Below are 18,921 nucleotides of genomic sequence, written 5' to 3' on the forward strand. Positions count from 1 at the left end.
ACAGCCAATCCGGCACGAGGGGACAGCACGATGATCGAACTGGGCATGGGGCAAAAGACGCAATCCGGCGGCTACGTCAAGGACGTCACCGAGGCGGAATTCATGAACGAGGTGGTCGAGGCCAGCAAGGACGTACCGGTCATCGTCGATTTCTGGGCCCCCTGGTGCGGCCCGTGCAAGACGCTGGGCCCGATGCTCGAGGACGCGGTGAATGCCGCCAAGGGCGCCGTGCGCATGGCCAAAGTCAACGTGGACGAGGCGCAGGCCATCGCCGGGCAGTTGCGCATCCAGTCGATTCCGACAGTCTATGCCTTCTACCAGGGCCAGCCGGTCGACGGCTTCCAGGGCGCGGTGCCGCAGTCGGAAATCAAGGCATTCATCGACCGCCTGATCGCGCAATCGGGCGGAGAGGCGCCGGGCGGCGGGCTTGAAGAGGCGCTGGCCGCGGCCGAGGAAATGCTTGAACAGGGGGCCGTCACCGACGCTGTGCAGATCTTCGGCGCGGTGCTGGGCGAGGATCCCGCCAACGCCGCCGCCTACGGCGGCATGGTGCGCGCGCATCTGGCCATGGGCGAGGTCGACCAGGCCGAGGCGATCCTGAACGGCGCCCCGGCCGAGATTTCGAGCGCCCCCGAGCTTGAGGCCGCGCATGCGCAGATCCAGCTGGCCCGGCAGGCGGAAAACGCAGGCCCCGTGGCCGACCTCATGGCGCAGGTGGAGGCGGATCCCGACAACCATCAGGCGCGGTTCGACCTCGCACAGGCGCTGCATGCGAAGGGCGATGCCGCCGCGGCGGTCGATCAACTGCTCGAGCTTTTCCGCCGCGACCGCGAATGGAACGACGGCGCCGCCAAGACCCAGCTTTTCACGCTTTTCGACGCGATGAAGCCCAACGATCCGGTGGTTCTGAAGGGGCGGCGCAAATTGAGTTCAATGTTGTTTGCCTGACCATCGCAGCGGGCTAGCTGGTCTGTCATGAAACTCAGCACCGACCTGCCGGACACGATTCCGGTCTTTCCCCTGCCCGGCGCGCTGCTTTTGCCGCGGGCGCGGCTTCCGCTGCACCTGTTCGAACCGCGCTATCTTCAGATGTTCGAGGACACGCTGAAGACCGAAACGCGGCTGATCGGAATGGTCCAGCCCAACGCGGTGCCGGGGCGCGACAAGGCCGCCCTGCACCGCATCGGCTGCGCCGGTCGCGTCACCCAGTTTTCCGAGACCGAAGACGGGCGCTACATGATCACGCTCACCGGCATTTCGCGGTTCCGCGTCGTGAAAGAGATCGAGGGCTTCACCCCCTACCGCCGCTGCGAGGTGAACTGGGACGGGTTCGACCGCGACCGCGACAGCCGCGCCGAAGACGACGCGAGCTTTCATCGCGACCGTTTTCTGGCCCTGCTCGACCGCTATTTCAACGCCCGCGACCTGTCGGCCGACTGGGACACGCTGAAGGAGGCGGATGACGAACTGCTGATCAATTCGCTATCGACGCTGCTGGATTTCGACCCCGAGGACAAGCAGGCCTTGCTTGAGGCGCCGTCGCTGTCGACCCGCCGCGAAACGCTGGTGACGCTGATCGAATACGCCCTGCGCGGCGGTTCCGACGAGGGGGTGATGCAATGAGCGACACCGCCCCCGAATTCGACCGCCGAATGCTCGAGGCGCTGATCTGCCCGCAGACGCAAGGCCGCCTCGACTACGACGCTGCGGCGCAGGAGCTGATCAGCAAGCGCGCGCACCTGGCCTATCCGATCCGCGACGGCATCCCGGTGATGCTGGTGGATGAGGCCCGGCGGATCGAGGACTGAGCCGCCCCATGTTGCCGACAACCGACAAGGCCCCGCTGACGTGAGCGGCAGCAAGAACCTGAACGAAGGGCCGGTCTGGCGCGCCCTGGCTGGTGTCAGCGCGCCGATGACCATCGGCATTCTGGGCGTGCTGTCCGTCGGCTTGGCCGATGCGTGGTTTCTGGCCCGCGCTGGCAGCGTCGAGCTGACCGCCATCGGCTTCATCTACCCGGTGATCGTGGCGCTTACCTCGCTCTCGATCGGGCTGGGGGCGGGCACCAGCAGCGTGGTGAGCCAGGCCCTGGGCCGCACCGGCGCGGATGATGAAACCAGCGCCCGGCTGGCGCTGCATTCGCTGGTCATCGCCACCGTCTTGGCCGTCACCACGTCGGTCTGCTTCTGGCTGGCTGCGCCGACGCTCTTTTCGCTGATGGGGGCCAAGGGCGAGGTGCTGGATGCGGTGATGCAATACGTGCCCTACTGGTGCCTGAGCTTTCCGCCGATGGTGGCGGGCATGGCGCTGAACGCGGTCTACCGCGCAGGCGGCGAAAGCCAGATCGCGGCGACGGTGATGCTGTTGCAATCGGCCCTCAACATCGGGCTTGATCCGCTGTTCATCTTCGGCGCTGGGCCGGTGCCGGAAATGGGCATCGCCGGGGCGGGGATCGCAACCCTCGCGGCGCGGGTGTTGGGTTTTGCCGGGCTTGCGGTCTTTGCCCTGAAAACCGGGCGGCTTTGCCTCAACCGCGCGGCGCTGTCGGATTTCGGCAGCTCGCTGCGGCGGATCGTCCGCGTGGGCGGGCCTGCGGCGCTGTCGAACGCGATCAACCCGGCGGGGATGGCGCTGGTGACCTCGGCCGTGGCGGTGATCGGCGATGCGGCGGTCGCGGGCTTCGGGGCCGCGACCCGGGTGCAATCGCTGGTCTTCGTGCCGATGCTGGCGTTGTCGGCGGGGATCGGCCCGGTGGTAGGCCAGGCCTGGGGCGCCGACAAGCCCGACCGTGCCCGCGCCACCGTGCGCCTGACCTTCTGGCTGTGTACCGGCTACGGGGCGGCACTCTGTGCCGTCATGTGGATCTGGGCCGAGCCGCTGGCCCGGCTGGTCGCCGACGGGCAGGAGGCCGCGGATTACGCCGCGCAATACCTGCGCATCGTCGCCGTCAGCTTTTTCGGCTACGGCATCCTGATCACCGCCAATGCCGCGATGAACGCCCGCGACCGCGCACTGTGGTCCATGGGGCTGAGTGCGGCGCGCATCGCGTTGATCTACGTGCCCTTTGCCTGGCTGGGTGCGCTGACGCTGGGTTTTACCGGGGTGCTGGCCGCGGCGATTTTCGCCAATCTGGCGGCCGTGGTCGGCGCCATCGTCCTGTGCCAGGCGGTCGGTCTGCTGGACCTGAGCTCGGGCCTTGTCCGCCGCGCAGCCAAGCCGGTGGAGCGCAGGGGATAGCGGTCGCCAAGGTGTATCCGCCACGAATTGACAGCCCGCCCGCGCCGCGCTACCCCGCCGCCCTTACCGGTAAGAGGCAGACGGCATGGCACGCAAACGCAAGGGACGCGACATTTCGGGATGGGTCGTGGTGGACAAGCCCGCGGGCATCTCCTCGACCCAGGTGGTAGGCAAGGTCCGCTGGGCCTTTGACGCGCGCAAGGCGGGCCATGCGGGCACGCTCGACCCCGAAGCAACAGGCGTGCTGGCCATCGCCCTGGGCGAGGCCACGAAAACCGTGCCCTTCGTCACCGACGCGCTCAAGGCCTATCGCTTTACCGTGCGGCTGGGGCAGGCCACCAACACCGACGACACCGAAGGCGAGGTCATCGCCACCTCGGACCTGCGCCCCTCGGACGACGACATCAAGGAGGCGCTGCACCAATTCGTGGGCGACATCCAGCAGGTCCCGCCACAGTTTTCCGCCGTCAAGATCGACGGCGAACGCGCCTACAAGCGCGCCCGCGATGGCGAGGAGATGGAGATTGCCGCTCGCCCGCTTTTCGTCGAGGAACTGGTGATGACCGCCCGGCCTGACGCCGATCACGTCACGCTCGAGATGATCTGCGGCAAGGGCGGCTATGTCCGCTCCATCGCCCGCGATCTGGGCGCCGTTCTGGGCTGCCACGGCCATGTGCGCGATCTGCGGCGCATCTGGTCCGGCCCGTTCGAGGCCGAGGATGGGCTGAGCTTGCACGAACTGGACGACCTCGCCCGCTCACCGGAGCTGGACGCGAAGCTGTTGCCCTTGGAAACCGGGCTCAGCGACCTGCCCGAACTGGGCTGCACCGCCGAGGCAGCGACCCGGATGCGCAACGGCAATCCCGGCCTCGTCATCGCAAAGGACGTGGAATACGGCGACGAATGCTGGGCCTCCTACCAGGGCCAGGCGGTCGCCGTCGGGATCTACAAAGCCGGGGAACTGCACCCCAGCCGCGTCTTCAACACTGCATGATCGAACGCCGCCACACGCTGGACGGCGCCGCGTCGCGCGCGCTCTACAGCCCGTGCGCGCGCTACCGCTATGCGCTGGAGCGGCGGTGGGGCGAAGGGGGGGCGGTGCTTTTCGTGATGCTCAACCCGTCGACTGCGACGGAACTGCGCAACGATCCCACCATCGAACGCTGCGAACGCCGGGCGCGGGCCATGGGCTATGGCGCGCTGATGATCGGCAATCTTTTCGCCTGGCGCGCGACCCGGCCCGCCGACCTGCGCGCCGCCCCCGATCCCGAAGGTCCCGAGAACGCTGCCGTTCTGGCCGACATGATCGGGCGCGCGGCCTTGACCATCGCCGCCTGGGGCGTCCACGGCGCGCACCGCGAGGCGGCGCAGCGCTTTGCCCGGTATTCCGCCCCGCTGCATCACTTGGGGCTGACAAAGGACGGCCATCCGCGCCATCCGCTCTATGTGTCCTACACCACCGGCCCGCAGCCCTGGTTGCCCGAGGACCGCTATCCCCCGCCGACGGCAAAGCGTTAACCCTGCGGCGCGATTTGCGTTGATCGGCGAGGCCGGTTGGCGGAAACTGCGCGGCGTAAAGGTAGGTGGGATTCCATGCTCTGGCTCGCGGGTTTGATGGGAATGATGGTGCTAGGATCGGTCGCGGTCATCAGCACCCCCGACCTGTTCGGCCAAAACGACGAGGACGACGAAACCCCGGACGCGCCCCCTTCCACCGAGGGCGAGAAACCCGAGGGCGGATCCCCCATCTTCAGCGCGGTTGGCGTGATCAACAGCCCCTCGGGCGTCATTGCCGAAGGCGGCGACGGCGCGGATGTGCTAATCGGCACCGATGCCACCGATCTGCTGGGCGGTGCGGCAGGCGATGACGCCATCAGCGGCGGCGGCGGCGATGACGAACTGACCGGGGGCGCCGGGGTCGACACGCTGCGCGGCGGCGATGCCAACGACACGCTGCACGGAGACTCCGGCGACGACCTGATGCTGGGCGACGCCGGGGACGATGATCTTTTCGGCCATGATGGTGACGACGATCTGCGCGGCGGGGCCGGGCAGGATTCGCTGGTTGGCGGCTTGGGCGACGACGTGCTGGACGGCGGCGCGGGCGATGATGCGCTGACCGGGCGCGAAGGGGCGGATACGCTGTCGGGCGGGCGCGGCTTCGACACGCTTTTCGGCGGCTGGGGCAACGATGCGGTGATCGGCGTGGTGCGGGACGCCTCTGGTGCCGATAGCGACGAAAGCGACTTCCTCAACGGCGGTGACGGCGACGACACGCTGACCATCGGCAACGATGACACCGCCACCGGCGGCGACGGCGCCGACAGCTTTGTCCTTGGCGACTGGATCGACGAGGATGCCGCCGCGACGCTTGTGGATTTCGACGCGGCGGAAGATCAGCTTCTGGTGATCTATGATGACAGTGACGGCGGCGACGACGACCCGGCTTTCGACCTGCGTGCCGACCCCGAGGATGCCGAGGTGATGCAAGTCGTCCTGAATGGCCGGGTGCTTGCCACCCTGCCCGCCGCGAGCGCGCCCGCGCCGGAAAACGTCGTGCTGATCGGCGAGGCCAGCGCCGGGGCGCTTGCCGGGCTCTGACCCTGCCCGCTGTGACGCCGCATCGGGTATCAGACCCCGCCCCCTGCTTTGGCCTTTTCATCCCGCGCGATTCGCCCTATACGCGCGCATCCGCAGTCTGCGGATACCCTCCACGGGCCCTGCTGGACGACATCCCGGCTTGCGCCATCACCCTTAACTTCTGAAGGAGACCCCGATGTCGATCACTGCCGAAGAAAAGAACCGCCTGATCAAGGAATTCGCGACCAAGGAAGGCGACACCGGTTCGCCCGAGGTCCAGGTGGCTATCCTGACCAGCCGTATCTCGACCCTGACCGAGCATTTCAAGACCCACAAGAAGGACAACCACGGTCGCCGTGGCCTTCTCAAGATGGTCGCCCTGCGCCGCAAGCTTCTGGACTACACCAAGTCCAAGGATGAAGCGCGCTATCAGGACCTGATCAAGCGTCTGGGCATCCGCCGCTAAGCGGCCCACTTGCCCCGGACCAAGGACAACGCCCGCAGATCTCTGCGGGCGTTTTTCGTTTCAGCATGAAGGGCCGGTCCTAGGGCATTTCGCGGTGTTTCTGGATCACTTAACACTGCCTGAAATCAAAGATTTCAACGCGCTGAGTGATGTTTCAGGTTAAACGCGAAACGCTCTAGAAATCGAATTCCGCAAAGACCGGCGCGTGATCGGACGGCTGGTCCCAACCCCGCACCGCGCGCAGGATCCGGCTGGAATGCGCCGCACCGGAAATGTCCGGCGTGGCCCAGATATGATCGAGCCGCCGCCCCTTGTCCGCGGCATCCCAATCGGGCGACCGGTAGGACCACCAGGAATAAAGATTGCCGTCGGGGATGTCCTTGCGGGTCACGTCGACCCAGCCACCGGCCTCTTGCGCGTCGCCAAGATGCTGCACCTCGATGGGCGTGTGCGACACGATCTTCAGAAGCTGCTTGTGGTTCCAGACGTCGTCTTCACGCGGGGCGATGTTCAGATCGCCGACCAGGATCGCCTTTTCCGGGCGGTCCTCGAGAAACCAGTCGCGCATCTCGGTCAGGTAATCAAGCTTCTGGCCGAACTTGTCGTTCACTGTGCGGTCGGGTTTGTCGCCGCCCGCAGGGACATAGAAGTTGTGAATGACGACTCCGTTGGACAGCCGCCCCGCCACGTGGCGGGCATGGCCCAGAGCGGCGAAATCCTTGTCGCCCACATCCTCGATCGGCTGCTTCGACAGGATCGCCACCCCGTTGTAGCCCTTTTGTCCGCGCGCCACGACATGGCCATAGCCAAGGGCCGCGAACTGTTCGAGCGGCATCTTGTCGACCGGGCTTTTGCATTCCTGAAGGCACAGCACATCCGGCGCTTCCTCGGTCATCAGCCGTTCGACGAGGCCAGCGCGCAGGCGCACCGAGTTGATGTTCCAGGTGGCAAGGGTCAGGGCCATGCAAGTCTCATTTCTTCTGCTTTGGGCTCAGCGGCCCGAAAGGCCGTCAAGCGCGGTTTTCAGCGCCGCGACGAACCCGGCCTGATCTTCGATCTGCGGAATGTGGCCCACATCCGCCAGCACCACAAGCCGTGCCTGCGAGCTGAGCGCCGCCAGCTCCTGCCCTTGCTCCAGCGGCGTCACGGTGTCTCTGTCGCCCCAGAGATAGACCACCGGCAGGTCCAGCGCCGCATAGGCCTCGGCCCGGGTGCTGCGCGCGTCCTGCGGCGGCACCAGCAGATCGGGCAGCCATGCGGCAAAGGCGGCGGTGCTGCCTGAGCGGACCATCGGGCGCTGCAGCACATCGACCACAGCATCGGTGGCGGCCTCCTTGCGGTGGACGAGCGGTTTGAGCAAGATGCGCGTCAGCAGCGGATTGGTCGCGGTGGTGGCCACGATGGCCTCGCGCAGCGAACGGGGGCGCAGGGGCAGCGGCAGGGCGGCATCGGATTCGTGACTGCCCACCCCCAGCGCGCCGTCGACAATGATCGCACCTGCGAAGAGGTCAGGATTGCGCAGGACCGCCTCCATCCCCGGACCCGCGCCAAAGGAATGCGCCACCAGCACCGGCGTGATGTCCAGTGCGGCGACCAGTGCCCCGATCCGCTCGGCCTGCCGCACGCGGCCATAGGCGCCCTCGGGGTCCCGCTCGGAAAAGCCGAAGGGCGGCAGGTCAAAGGCGATGGCGCGGTATCCCGCGGCCGCCATATCCTCCAGCACAGGCCGCCACAGGCCGGACCATGCCCCGGTGCCATGTGCGAACAAAAGCGGCGGACCATCCGGCGGCCCTACCTCCAGCACGAAAATCGCGCCGTCGGTGGTGCGGATCAACCGCCCCTCGTCCGGCAGGACATCCGCCAGCGACGCGCTTTCCCGCGCGGCCGCCGCCAGCCGAAAGCCCAAAGGCAGCGCGACCGCCACGACCAGAACAACACCCAACAAGCGCAGGACCCACACCATCGCGGCCGCCTCAGATAATCTCGTCTTCGTCAAACAGCGGGGCTGCCTCGAGATAGGCACCCATCTCCTGGGCCGCGGCCTCGGCCTGGGCGGCGCGGCGGGGCACGGCAATATGGAAAAGCGCGTCGCCTTCGTTGACCACCGGCAGGTTCGTGCGCCCGATGATGATGCCGGGTTCGGTCGCCACCACCTCGGTCTCGGCCTCGCCGAAGGGGTCGGAAATGAGGCCCAGCACGGTGCCGTCCTCGACATAGTCGCCACTGGCCTTGAGCGTGCGCAAGAGCCCGCCCGAGGGCGCGCGCGACCAGCCGGAGCGTTCGCAAAAGACCGGGGTGCCCCGCGCCTTTGGCACGCCCTTGCCGGAGATCATGCCCAGTTCCGTCATCACCCGCAGACAGCCCGCCACCCCGGCCCGCGCGGCGAATTCGTCAAAGCGCAGCCCCTCGCCCGCTTCGTAGAGCAGCAGATCGACACCCGCGTCCGCCGCCGCGCCCCGCAGCGACCCGTCCCGCAGTTTCGAGGTCAGCGTCACCGGGGCGGCAAAAGCCGCCCCCAGTGTGCGCAGGCGGTCGTTGCCGGGGGTCAGACGGATCTGAGGCAGGTTGGTGCGGCCCACGGCGGCGGAATGCAGGTCGATCCCGACATCGCAGCGGGTCACGACCTCGGTCATGAAAAGATGCGCCAGACGCGCCGCAAGTGATCCTTCGGAATGGCCCGGAAAGCAGCGGTTGAGGTCGCGCCTGTCGGGCAGGTAGCGCGAATGGTTGAGAAACCCGAAGGCGTTGACAATCGGCACCGCGATCAGCGTGCCCGACAACCTTTGCAATGGTGCGGCCCGCAGCAGACGGCGCACGATCTCGGCCCCGATCACCTCGTCCCCGTGAATGGCGGCCGACACGAACATCACCGGGCCGGGGCGGCGGCCGTGCACCACATGGGCCGACATGGCGACCGGCGTATGGTCCGACATCACCGAAACCGGCAGTTCGACCGTGCGCCGCGTGCCCGGCGCGACCCGCACCTGCCCAAGTTCAAACTCTGCCTGCATCCCTGCCCTGACCGTCTTGTCCCTGTCGCGCGATAGAATCGGATGCGGGCCGGCTTGGCAAGGCCCGGATCAACCGGCAGATTTGCGCGGTTTGGGGTAAAGCTTGCCGCGTTCGGCCATCGCCACCAGCCCCAGCGACGCCAGGCCCAGCACGGTGAATCCGGTCAGCATCGGGATCAGGGTGCCGTTGTAGAAATATCCGACAAAGGCACCCAGCAGACCGCCGCCCAGTGTCTGCACCGTCCCCAGAACGGCCGAGGCTGTGCCGGCGACATGGCCTAGCGGATCCATGGCGAGCGAGTTGAAGTTGGTCGGGATAAAGCCGAAAAGGCAGAACTGCGGGATCAGGATGCCCAGGAACAGCCAGAACGGCGTCGACCCGCCATAGACATAGGCCAGCCCCAGGTGCAGCGCGCCGATGGCGACAAACCCGGTCAGCGCCGCATGGCTCAGCCGTCTGGTGCCAAAGCGTTCGACCAGCCGCGAATTGGCAAAGCTCGACCCGGCCATGAAAAGCGCCACGAGCGAGAAGTAGAGCGTGAACATCGGACCCATGCCGTAGATCTGGGTGTAGATCTGTTCGGCCTGCGCGATGAAGGCGAAGAGCACGCCGAAAAAGGCCCCCGTGGCCAGCGTGTAGCCAAAGGCCTGGCGGTTGGTGAAGATGATCCGAAACGCCTCGAACACCCGGCGGGCGGTCAGTTCGCGCCGGTCGGCGGGGCGCAGCGTTTCGGGCAGGCGCATGAAGGCCCAGACAAAGGCGACAAGTCCGAAAAGCCCCATGATGATCGACAGCGCGTGCCAGTCGCCGAAAATCAGCACCAGAGAGCCGAGGTTCGGCGCAAAGACCGGCACCACCATGAAGACCATCATCACCAGCGACATCACCGATGCCATCTGCGCGCCGTTGAACCGGTCGCGCACCACCGACAGGGCCACCACCCGGGTGGCCGCCGCGCCGATGCCCTGCACGACCCGCAGGGCCAGAAGCACGCCAAACGTCGGCGCGATGACCATGGCCAGCGCCGACACCACGTAGATGCCCAACCCGGTGAACAGAACCCGGCGCCGTCCGAACCGGTCGGACAGCGGGCCATAGATCATCTGCGCCCCGCCAAAGCCCATGACGTAGGCGCTGATGATCCACTGTCGGTGGTTTTCATCGGTCACCCCAAGCGCCGCCCCGACATCGGCCAGGGCCGGAATATAGACGTCGATCGCCGCCGCGTTCAGCGCCATCAGCAGCGCGATGATCGCGACGAATTCCCACTGCGGCATCGGGGCGGCGCGGGGCGGGGTCAGATCGGGTTCAACGACAGAGGTCATGGCCATGCGTGTGCCTTTTCTTGATCCAAAAGCGGTGTCTTGCGGACATCTGCGGATCAGATGAAGGCTGACTTGCCCCAAACATAGCAAGCTGACCGAACTTGACTAGACCGGGCGGTTCAGTTTCGCGCGACGCGCCCCCGGGCGGGCAGCGGCATTGCGCAGGGCGCATAGCTCTGGACCTATGCCTTGTCCTGCGACGTGACCTCCTTCCCGGCCTTTTTCCACGCCGAAAAGCCGCCGCGCAGGCTGGCGGTCTTGAGCCCCATGCGTTGCGCGACCTCGGCCGCCAGCAGCGACCGCCATCCCGAGGCGCAGTAGAACACGAATGTCTTGTCCTCGGCGAACCAGGGCTTGTGATAGGGGCTTTCTGGGTCGATCCAGAATTCCAGCATGCCGCGCGGCGCATGCCGGGCGCCGGGGATCCGGCCTTCGCGCTCCAGCTCGCGGACATCGCGGATGTCGACGAAGGTCACATCGTCGGTGCCCAGAAGCGGCGCGGCCTCGGCCACATCCACCGATGCGACCTGGCTGTCCGCCTCGGCCAGCATGTCCTTGTATCCCAGCGCCATGTCGCCCCCTTCGATGAAATTGCGACTCGATCCTGCCCGCAGGACCGGGGCCGCGTCAACCGGGGGCGCGGGCAACGAAGTTTCAACGCTTCTGCCGGATAAAGCGCGGGTCGCCCTAGCCGGAGCCTGCCCATGCCCCCCATCCTTCGCTGCCTTGCCGTCGTACTGGTATGGTCACCGGGGGGTCTGGCGGCGGGGTCGGCGGCGCTTTTCGCGGCGGACAGCTTTCCGGCCGCGCGCGGTGCGCTGACGGACGGCGGCACGGCCCCGGTCCGCGCGACCCGGGCCAGCCTGTTTGTCGGCACAGAAGGGCGCAGCCTTTTCGCGCCCCCTGCCGCATCGGCGGCACAGGGGATACCGACGCTGCCCGCCCTGCGCGGCACGGCCATCGCGCAGATCCGCCACCTGATCGGCCAGGCGGAATCGCGCAAACATGGCTATGACGCGGTGCAGCACGGCGCCCGCATCCGCCCGGCGAAACGGCCCACAGACATGACCGTCGCCGAGATTTTGCAGTGGGTCCGCGACACGCCGGGCCAGCCGCATGCCATCGGGCGGTACCAGTTCATCCCCGCCACCCTGCGCAGCCTGGTCAAGCGGACCGGCACGCCCCTCACCGCTCGATTCACGCCGCAGTTGCAGGACCGGCTGTCCGACGTGCTGCTGGCCGATGCGGGCCTGCACCGGTTTCGCGCCGGAGAGATCACGCGCACGGCCTTCATGAACAATCTCGCAAAGATCTGGGCCGGGCTGCCGGATTCGAGCGGCAAATCCTATTATCATGGCTATGCGGGCAACCGCGCCTCGATCACATGGGCGCAATTCGACGCCGAAATGGCACGCATCTTTCCCGGCTGACAGCGCCCAGGGGTCCGGGCGCCATCGGCGCGAGCCGAACCGTTGGCCAGAAATCTGTTGCGTGGCGCCCGCCAAGGTCATATCGTCAAAGATGTTTTCAACCCTGCGTGGTGCCCCATTTCTGCCGCGTGACTTAATTTTTATGGAGTTTCTCATGTCCGTGAAGACCCGCATTCTGTCCTCCGCCTCTGCCGCCGTCCTGTCGCTTGCCTTCACCGCCACCACCGCCGCCGCCGAAAACTGCTCCGTCGTGACACCCGCCACCGACGTGCTGCTGGCCAAGATGGCGGGCAAGATCACCGGCACCGACTGGCTGTCCAACCTTGGCCCGACCCGTGCCGCGTCGGAATTCGCCGAAGCGTTCGTCGACCTCAAGGGCGGCGATCCGTGGTTCGAGGATGTGTCGAGCGACATCATCTATGGCGACGCGGTCAGACTTGCGATCACCGGCCCGGGCCAGGCGTTCCGCGCCGTCAGCGCCTGCACCTCGGCCGCGCTGATGCTGCCGCGCGGGCTGGCCGAAGCCGCAGAACGCCAGCCCGACCTGCTGGAGCAAATCGCCAAGGCCCTGCCCGAATCGCGGGTGACAAAGGCCAGCAGCAGCGGTCGCACCGCCCGCGACGGCATGGCCATTGAGCTCTCGGGCAGCAAATCGCTGCAAGAGCTCTACAAGGCCATCGTTGGCGGCGGCGAGTTGCCGCTGGGCGTCGACATGAAGGATGTCAGCTTTTCCAAGGGCTGATCCGGCATGCCGCCGCGCCAGAACCTGACCTACGTCGTCAAGCTGTCGAAATTCTGCAACCTGCGCTGCCGGTACTGTTATGAATTCAGCCAGCTTGGCGACAAGACGCGCATGTCGCCGCATCTTCTGGCGCGGCTTTTCAACTTCATGCGCGGCTATTCCGCGCTCAACAACGCCTGGACCCGCATCATCTGGCATGGCGGCGAACCGCTGGCCCTGCCGGAACGCTACTGGGCCGATGTCGATACCGCCCTTGGCCGGGTCTTCGGCCATGATCTGCCCGATCAGGCGGTCCAGACCAACCTTTTTTCGCTGACCGATTGGCGCATCGACCGGCTGCGCCGGATCGGGACCGTCGGCGTGTCCTTTGACGTGCACCCCGGCGAACGCCGCGCGATGAACGGCAAGACGTCGGAACTGACGGTGCTGGCCAACATGGACCGGCTGCGCGCCGACGGCGTCGAATTCGGCTGCATCTCGGTCGCGCATCGCGGCAATCTCGACAAGCTCGACCAGACCTTTGCGTTCTATAACGCCGCGCGCACCGGCTTTCGCATCCTGCCGTTCTACCGCTCCGACAACCCCGGCCAGGTCGACAGCTACGGGCTGACCCCGGCCGAGGTCGTGACGCTCTATTCCCGGCTGTTCGATCTGTGGCTGACCGAAGGCGACGGCATCCAGATCGAACCGATCTCGCGCTACGTCGAAATTGCGATGCGCCATATCACCGGGAAAAAGGCGCCCCCCTTCAACAAGCGACGCGCCGAAAAGGTGGTGATGATAGACACAGACGGCACCGTCTACTCCAACGCCAACGCCTACCGGAAGGGCTATGCCTATGGGAACGTGCTGACCGACAGCGCGGACAAGGTGCATACCAGCCCGGGCCGCGCCCGCGATGTCGCCGAGGCCGAGGCGCGGGTGTCGAAAACCTGCCGCACCTGCCCCTATTTCGGCGCGTGCGACGGGTTCTTCATGGCCGAGGCAACCCCGCACGAGCCGCAATCGGACTGCGCGCTGGTGCGTCCGACCCTGGATCACATCACCGCCAGCCTGCGCCGGTTCGGGCGGCTCAAGGAACGTCTGGCCCTGCATGACCTGCCGCCGGTGGACGATCTGCCGATCACCGCCGTGGCGTAAGCGCAGGCCGCCCTTGCAAGGGCCGGTCACTCGCCCCAATATATGATCAAATTCCGGCGGCACCGCTGTCGGAGCATCCTGATCAAGGGGAGAACGGGAATGATCGAGAAACGTCAGTTCTATATCGACGGTGCCTGGGTAGACGCTCAGGACGGCACCGATCACCATGTCATCGATCCGTCGACCGAAGACCCCTGCGCCGTCATCGCGCTTGGCGGGCAGGCCGATACCGATGCCGCCGTCGCCGCGGCCAAGGCCGCACTGCCGGGCTGGATGGCCACGCCGCCCGCAGAGCGGATCGCGCTGGTGGAAAAACTGCTCGAGATCTACAAAGGCCGGACCGAGGATCTGGCCCAGGCCATGAGCCTCGAGATGGGCGCGCCCATCGACCTCGCGCGCGCCTCCCAGGCCGGTGCGGGCACCTGGCACCTGTCGGGCTTCATCGAGGCGGCCAAGGATTTCGCCTTTGAACACGAGCTCAACGATCACAGCCACGAGGACCGCATCATTCACGAAGCGGTGGGGGTTGCAGCACTCATCACGCCGTGGAACTGGCCGATGAACCAGATCACGCTCAAGGTCGGGGCCGCCGCCGTCGCGGGCTGCACCATGGTGCTGAAGCCCTCCGAGGAATCACCCCTGAGCGCGCTGATTTTCGCCGAATGCATGGACGCCGCGGGCTTTCCCAAGGGCGTGTTCAACCTGGTGAACGGCGACGGCGCGGGCGTGGGCAGCCAGCTTTCGGCGCATCCCGACGTGGACATGGTCAGCTTCACCGGCTCGACCCGCGCGGGCAAGCTGATCTCGAAATCCGCCGCCGACACGCTGAAAAAGGTGCATCTGGAACTGGGCGGCAAGGGCGCCAACCTGATCTTTGCCGATGCCGATGAAAAGGCCGTCAAGCGCGGCGTGCTGCACATGATGCAGAACACCGGCCAAAGCTGCAACGCGCCGTCCCGCATGATGGTCGAGGCATCGGTCTATGACCGCGTCGTCGAAGAGGCGACAGCGGTGGCCGAAAAGGTCGCCGTGGGGCCCGCGTCCGAAGAAGGCCGCCACATCGGTCCGGTCGTGAACAAGGTGCAGTGGGACAAGATCCAGGATCTGATCCAGAAGGGCATCGATGAAGGCGCGCGGCTGACGGCGGGCGGCACGGGCCGTCCCGAGCATCTCAACCGCGGCTTCTACGTCCGGCCCACGGTCTTTGCCGACGTGACCCCCGACATGACCATCGCCAAAGAGGAGATCTTTGGACCGGTCCTGTCGATCATGAAGTTCGACACCGAGGAAGAGGCGCTGCGCATCGCCAATGACACGCCCTACGGGCTGACGAATTATGTCCAGACCGCCGACGGCGCGCGCCGCAACCGCCTGGCGCGGCAGCTGCGCTCCGGCATGGTCGAGATGAACGGCAAGAGCCGGTCACAGGGCGCGCCCTTCGGCGGGATGAAGCAGTCCGGCAACGGACGCGAAGGCGGCGCCTACGGGATCGAGGATTTCCTCGAGGTCAAGGCCGTCGCCGGATGGGCGGCGGAATAGCATTACCCGCCTGCACCGAACATCAGCCAGCCCCGCCCGTCAGAACGGTGCGGGGCTGCGAAATTTCAGACCCTCGCCGCCTTCGGGATGGCGCAGGCGTAGTTCCTGCGCATGCAGCATCATGCGCGGATAGGCTGCGGCGCGGTCGGGCATGTAAAGCGGATCGCCCAGGATCGGGTGATCCAGGGCCAGCATATGCACCCGCAACTGGTGGCTGCGCCCGGTCTGCGGCATCAGCATCACGCGGCTTTCATCGTCGCCCGCTTTCATCACCCGCCAGTCGGTGACGGCGGCACGGCCATTCTCGTGATCGACCTTCTGCAAGGGCCGGTTCGACCAGTCGACGCAAAGCGGCAGATCGACGGTGCCGGTCTTCGGCGTCAGCCGACCGGCCACGCGCGCGAGGTAGTTCTTCTTCACGCTGCGCTTTTCGAACTGCAGGCCCAGGTGTCTCTGCGCATGGGCCGTCAGCGCAAAGACCATCACGCCAGAGGTATCGCGGTCCAACCGGTGCACAAGAAGCACGGTCGGAAACGCCGCTTCCAGCCGCGACAGCAGGCAATCGGCCAGCTCCGGCCCCTTGCCCGGCACCGACAGAAGGCCCGCAGGCTTGTTCACCACCAGCAGGTGCATGTCCTCGTGCAAGACATCGATGGGATCGTCGGGCGGGGCATAGGGCGTGCTCATGCCGCTCTCCTGTCAAATGCGATGGCCAAGCGCAAGCGCGCTCAAAGCCGCCTGACAAGCCGCAGATCCTCGGCACGCAGGATCGCGGTATCGCCGTGATGCGCCCCAAGCCCGTCCAGATTGGCCACCGCGGCGTCACGTACGATCACCAAGACGGGTCCTTCCTTCTTCGGTTCAAATAACCTCGGAGAGCGCGAGAGGCTGGCCTCTCGCATCGCGCGGCACGCGCGATCCCGTCACGCCTTGGGGCGCGCGCCTTCGGGGTCGTACATTGGCTTCAATGACGCCTCTGCCGCAACGCGGGTGCCCGCCACATCGATCTCGTAGCGCGAGGCCAGCAGCTCTGCCGGACTTTCACCTGCACAAGGCACATAGCCCAGACCGATGGCGCCACCCAGATGGTGCCCGTAGGCGCCCGAGGTCAGGTGGCCGACGATCTGCCCATCCCGCAGCACCGGCTCGTTGTGATAAAGCAGCGGTTCGGGGTCGGTCAGCCGGAACTGCAAAAGCCGCCGGTCCAGCCCGGCATCGCGCTTGCGCAACACGGCATCGCGGCCGATGAAATCGGATGCCTTGCCGGTCTTCACAGCAAAGCCAAGGCCCGCTTCCAGCACGTGATCCTCGCAGGTGATGTCATGGCCGAAATGGCGGAACGCCTTTTCCGCGCGGCCGCAATCCATCGCGTGCAGCCCGCAAAGCCGTAGCCCGTGATCCTGCCCCGCCTGCCAGATCGTCTCGAACACATGGGCGGCCATGTCGGCGCTGGCATAGACTTCCCAGCCCAGTTCGCCGACGTAGGAAACCCTGTGCACACGGGCGTGGCCCAGACCCAGTTCGATCTGCTGCGCAGTGCCGAACGGGTTGGTGTCGTTGGAGAAATCGTCAGGTGACACCGCGGACAGCAGGTCGCGCGCCTTCGGCCCCATGACGGCAAGAACGGCCTCGGCTGCCGTCACATCGGTGATCACTGCGCGCCTGTCACCCAGATGGCGGCGCATCCAGGTTTCATCGGCCAGTCGCGTCGCCGCCGGGGTCACCACCAGAAACGCGGTTTCGGACAGGCGGGTGACGGTCACATCCGCCTCGATCCCGCCGCGCGCGTTCAGAAACTGGGTATAGACGATGCGGCCCACGGGCACCGACAGGTCATTGCCGCAGACCGTGTTCAGGAAGGCCTCCGCCTCGGGCCCCTCGACCCGCAACTTGCCGAAGGACGACATGTCATAGGCGCCGACGCCGGTGCGCAGCGCCCGCAGTTCCGCGCCGACATTGTCGAAAAAGGTCTGCCGCCCCCAGGCGTATTCGTAGGCGCGCGGCTGGTCGCCGGTCGCAAACCAGTTGGCGCGCTCCCATCCCGCCAATTCGCCCATGACCGCGCCCTGGTCCAGAAGATGCGTATGGAAGGGCGACCGGCGCACGCCGCGCGCGGTGGTCTTTTGCCGGTAAGGGTAGTGATCGGCATAGAGCAGCCCCAGCGTTTCAGTGGAGCGTTCGACCAGGTACCGGCGGTTGCCCTGAAAGGGGGCCATGCGGGCAATGTCCACATCGCCCAGATCAAAGGGTTTCGCCCCGTCCTGCATCCATTGCGCCAGCGCCATGCCCGCGCCGCCCGCCGACTGGATGCCGATGGAGTTGAAGCCTGCTGCGACCCAGACATTGTCCATCTCGGGGGCAAGACCCAGATGATAGGCGTCGTCGGGGGTAAAGCTTTCGGGCCCGTTGAAGAAGGTATGGATCCCCGCCTCGGCCAGCGCGGGCATGCGGTTCACGGCCATCTCGAGGATCGGTTCGAAGTGATCGAAATCCTCGGGAAGCTGGTCGTATTCAAAGCTCTGGGGAATGCCCGACAAGCCCCAAGGTTTCGACACAGGCTCGAACGCGCCCAGCATCAGCTTGCCCGCATCCTCTTTGTAATAGGCGCATTCGTCCGGCACCCGCAGCACCGGCAGCGGCTGCAGCCCCGCGATCGGCTCGGACACAATATAGAAATGCTCGCAGGCCTGCAGCGGCACGTTGACGCCCAGCATGCGGCCCACCTCGCGGCCCCACATGCCCGCGCAATTGACCACGTGATCGCAGGCGATATGGCCGCTTTCGCCTGCCTCGGACGCCCAGTCCACGCCGGTGATCCGGCGGCCCGCGCGGGTGATCCCGGTGGCGCGGGTGTATTCGGCGATCACCGCGCCGCGGTTGCGCGCGCCCTTGGCCAGGGCGCGGGCGATGTTACCCGGATCGCCCTGCCCGTCCTTGGGCAGATAGACCCCGCCCCAAACCTGATCGGTGTTGAGGTGCGGATATTTCGCGGCGATCTCGTCCACGCCGATCTCGTCGATCTCTACCCCGAACGCGCGCGCCATCGCGGCGGACCGGCGCAGTTCCTCGTGCCGGGCCTCGGTCAGCGCCAAGGTGATCGACCCGACGCGCTTGAACCCGGTGGCGACGCCGGTTTCCTCTTCCAGCGCGCCGTAAAGCTCTTGGCTGTATTTCGCCAGCCGGGTCATGTTCGCCGTGGCCCGCAGCTGCGCGATCAGGCCCGCGGCGTGCCATGTGGTGCCGCTAGTCAGCTGCTTGCGTTCCAGCAGGACGACATCCTGCCAGCCGAGTTTGGTCAGGTGATAGGCCACTGAACAGCCGATCACGCCGCCGCCGATGATGACCACGCGGGCCTGAGCGGGCAAGTTCATGTGCATTCCCCTTTTTCACAGTTCGCGCCTGTGACCGGCGCGGTGTTTTGTGGTGGTTTCGGACGCCTTTGGCGTCCGA

The 18,921-nt window shown here is 66.4% G+C and carries 19 protein-coding genes; 12 read left to right on the top strand and 7 right to left on the bottom strand.

The features are described from left to right. The first annotated feature begins 30 nt into the window (after window positions 1–30). The 8 genes from trxA to rpsO all read left to right on the top strand — a co-directional run bounded on the left by trxA (window position 31) and on the right by rpsO (window position 6,283). On the top strand, window positions 31–948 hold the full coding sequence (gene trxA / locus ACOXXX_RS10985) for a thioredoxin (RefSeq protein ID WP_422826621.1): 918 nt from the start codon (window positions 31–33) through the stop codon (window positions 946–948). A gap of 27 nt (window positions 949–975) precedes the next feature. Further along, complete coding sequence (locus tag ACOXXX_RS10990) at window positions 976–1,623, top strand: LON peptidase substrate-binding domain-containing protein (protein ID WP_422826622.1); 648 nt, start codon at window positions 976–978, stop codon at window positions 1,621–1,623. Beyond that, complete coding sequence (locus ACOXXX_RS10995) at window positions 1,620–1,808, top strand: Trm112 family protein (protein ID WP_422826623.1); 189 nt, start codon at window positions 1,620–1,622, stop codon at window positions 1,806–1,808. Before ACOXXX_RS10990 ends, ACOXXX_RS10995 begins: the two co-directional genes overlap by 4 nt. A 40-nt stretch (window positions 1,809–1,848) precedes the next feature. Further along, window positions 1,849–3,237 (top strand): MATE family efflux transporter, encoded by a 1,389-nt coding sequence (locus ACOXXX_RS11000; protein WP_422826624.1) that lies wholly within the window; start codon window positions 1,849–1,851, stop codon window positions 3,235–3,237. Between the two features lie 85 nt (window positions 3,238–3,322). After that, complete coding sequence (truB, locus tag ACOXXX_RS11005) at window positions 3,323–4,231, top strand: tRNA pseudouridine(55) synthase TruB (RefSeq protein WP_422826625.1); 909 nt, start codon at window positions 3,323–3,325, stop codon at window positions 4,229–4,231. Next, the gene (locus tag ACOXXX_RS11010) at window positions 4,228–4,755 is read left to right on the top strand and encodes a DUF1643 domain-containing protein (RefSeq protein WP_422826626.1); all 528 of its coding nucleotides are present in this window, start codon (window positions 4,228–4,230) and stop codon (window positions 4,753–4,755) included. Before truB ends, ACOXXX_RS11010 begins: the two co-directional genes overlap by 4 nt. Before the next feature lie 75 nt (window positions 4,756–4,830). After that, entirely contained in the window at window positions 4,831–5,838 is a 1,008-nt protein-coding gene (locus ACOXXX_RS11015) for a calcium-binding protein (protein ID WP_422826627.1), read from the top strand. A gap of 175 nt (window positions 5,839–6,013) precedes the next feature. Further along, window positions 6,014–6,283: a 30S ribosomal protein S15 gene (gene rpsO, locus ACOXXX_RS11020; protein WP_422826628.1), complete on the top strand. Its 270-nt coding sequence runs from the start codon at window positions 6,014–6,016 to the stop codon at window positions 6,281–6,283. Between the two features lie 175 nt (window positions 6,284–6,458). Here rpsO and ACOXXX_RS11025 read toward each other — a convergent pair whose 3' ends face one another. The 5 genes from ACOXXX_RS11025 to ACOXXX_RS11045 all read right to left on the bottom strand — a co-directional run bounded on the left by ACOXXX_RS11025 (window position 6,459) and on the right by ACOXXX_RS11045 (window position 11,192). After that, complete coding sequence (locus ACOXXX_RS11025; protein WP_422826629.1) at window positions 6,459–7,247, bottom strand: exodeoxyribonuclease III; 789 nt, start codon at window positions 7,245–7,247, stop codon at window positions 6,459–6,461. Window positions 7,248–7,274: 27 nt separating this feature from the next. After that, window positions 7,275–8,246 carry an alpha/beta fold hydrolase gene (locus tag ACOXXX_RS11030; RefSeq protein WP_422826630.1) on the bottom strand — a complete coding sequence of 324 codons (972 nt, stop codon included), beginning with the start codon at window positions 8,244–8,246 and terminating at the stop codon, window positions 7,275–7,277. Window positions 8,247–8,256: 10 nt separating this feature from the next. Beyond that, window positions 8,257–9,294 carry a succinylglutamate desuccinylase/aspartoacylase family protein gene (locus tag ACOXXX_RS11035; RefSeq protein ID WP_422826631.1) on the bottom strand — a complete coding sequence of 346 codons (1,038 nt, stop codon included), beginning with the start codon at window positions 9,292–9,294 and terminating at the stop codon, window positions 8,257–8,259. 69 nt (window positions 9,295–9,363) lie between these two features. Further along, entirely contained in the window at window positions 9,364–10,626 is a 1,263-nt protein-coding gene (locus ACOXXX_RS11040) for a multidrug effflux MFS transporter (RefSeq protein ID WP_422826632.1), read from the bottom strand. 176 nt (window positions 10,627–10,802) lie between these two features. Continuing rightward, on the bottom strand, window positions 10,803–11,192 hold the full coding sequence (locus ACOXXX_RS11045; RefSeq protein WP_422826633.1) for a rhodanese-like domain-containing protein: 390 nt from the start codon (window positions 11,190–11,192) through the stop codon (window positions 10,803–10,805). A gap of 132 nt (window positions 11,193–11,324) precedes the next feature. On the opposite strand from ACOXXX_RS11045, the gene ACOXXX_RS11050 reads away from it, so the two are divergent. The 4 genes from ACOXXX_RS11050 to ACOXXX_RS11065 all read left to right on the top strand — a co-directional run bounded on the left by ACOXXX_RS11050 (window position 11,325) and on the right by ACOXXX_RS11065 (window position 15,471). Then, window positions 11,325–12,050, top strand: a complete 726-nt coding sequence (locus ACOXXX_RS11050) for a hypothetical protein (protein WP_422826634.1) — start codon at window positions 11,325–11,327, stop codon at window positions 12,048–12,050. Window positions 12,051–12,204: 154 nt separating this feature from the next. Further along, complete coding sequence (locus ACOXXX_RS11055) at window positions 12,205–12,792, top strand: hypothetical protein (protein WP_422826635.1); 588 nt, start codon at window positions 12,205–12,207, stop codon at window positions 12,790–12,792. Window positions 12,793–12,798: 6 nt separating this feature from the next. Beyond that, window positions 12,799–13,932 (top strand): radical SAM protein, encoded by a 1,134-nt coding sequence (locus tag ACOXXX_RS11060; RefSeq protein WP_422826636.1) that lies wholly within the window; start codon window positions 12,799–12,801, stop codon window positions 13,930–13,932. 99 nt (window positions 13,933–14,031) lie between these two features. Continuing rightward, window positions 14,032–15,471 carry an aldehyde dehydrogenase family protein gene (locus ACOXXX_RS11065; protein ID WP_422826637.1) on the top strand — a complete coding sequence of 480 codons (1,440 nt, stop codon included), beginning with the start codon at window positions 14,032–14,034 and terminating at the stop codon, window positions 15,469–15,471. 39 nt (window positions 15,472–15,510) lie between these two features. Here the strand turns inward: ACOXXX_RS11065 and ACOXXX_RS11070 are convergent, their stop codons facing one another. Together ACOXXX_RS11070 and ACOXXX_RS11075 are read right to left on the bottom strand one after the other, a co-directional pair. Next, window positions 15,511–16,158, bottom strand: coding sequence for an RluA family pseudouridine synthase (locus ACOXXX_RS11070; protein WP_422826638.1), 648 nt, complete (start codon window positions 16,156–16,158; stop codon window positions 15,511–15,513). Between the two features lie 236 nt (window positions 16,159–16,394). Continuing rightward, window positions 16,395–18,842 (bottom strand): GcvT family protein, encoded by a 2,448-nt coding sequence (locus tag ACOXXX_RS11075; RefSeq protein WP_422826639.1) that lies wholly within the window; start codon window positions 18,840–18,842, stop codon window positions 16,395–16,397. Window positions 18,843–18,921 lie beyond the last annotated feature (79 nt).

Source organism: Thalassococcus sp. BH17M4-6 (assembly GCF_049323015.1).
In the GTDB taxonomy this organism is placed as follows: domain Bacteria; phylum Pseudomonadota; class Alphaproteobacteria; order Rhodobacterales; family Rhodobacteraceae; genus Puniceibacterium.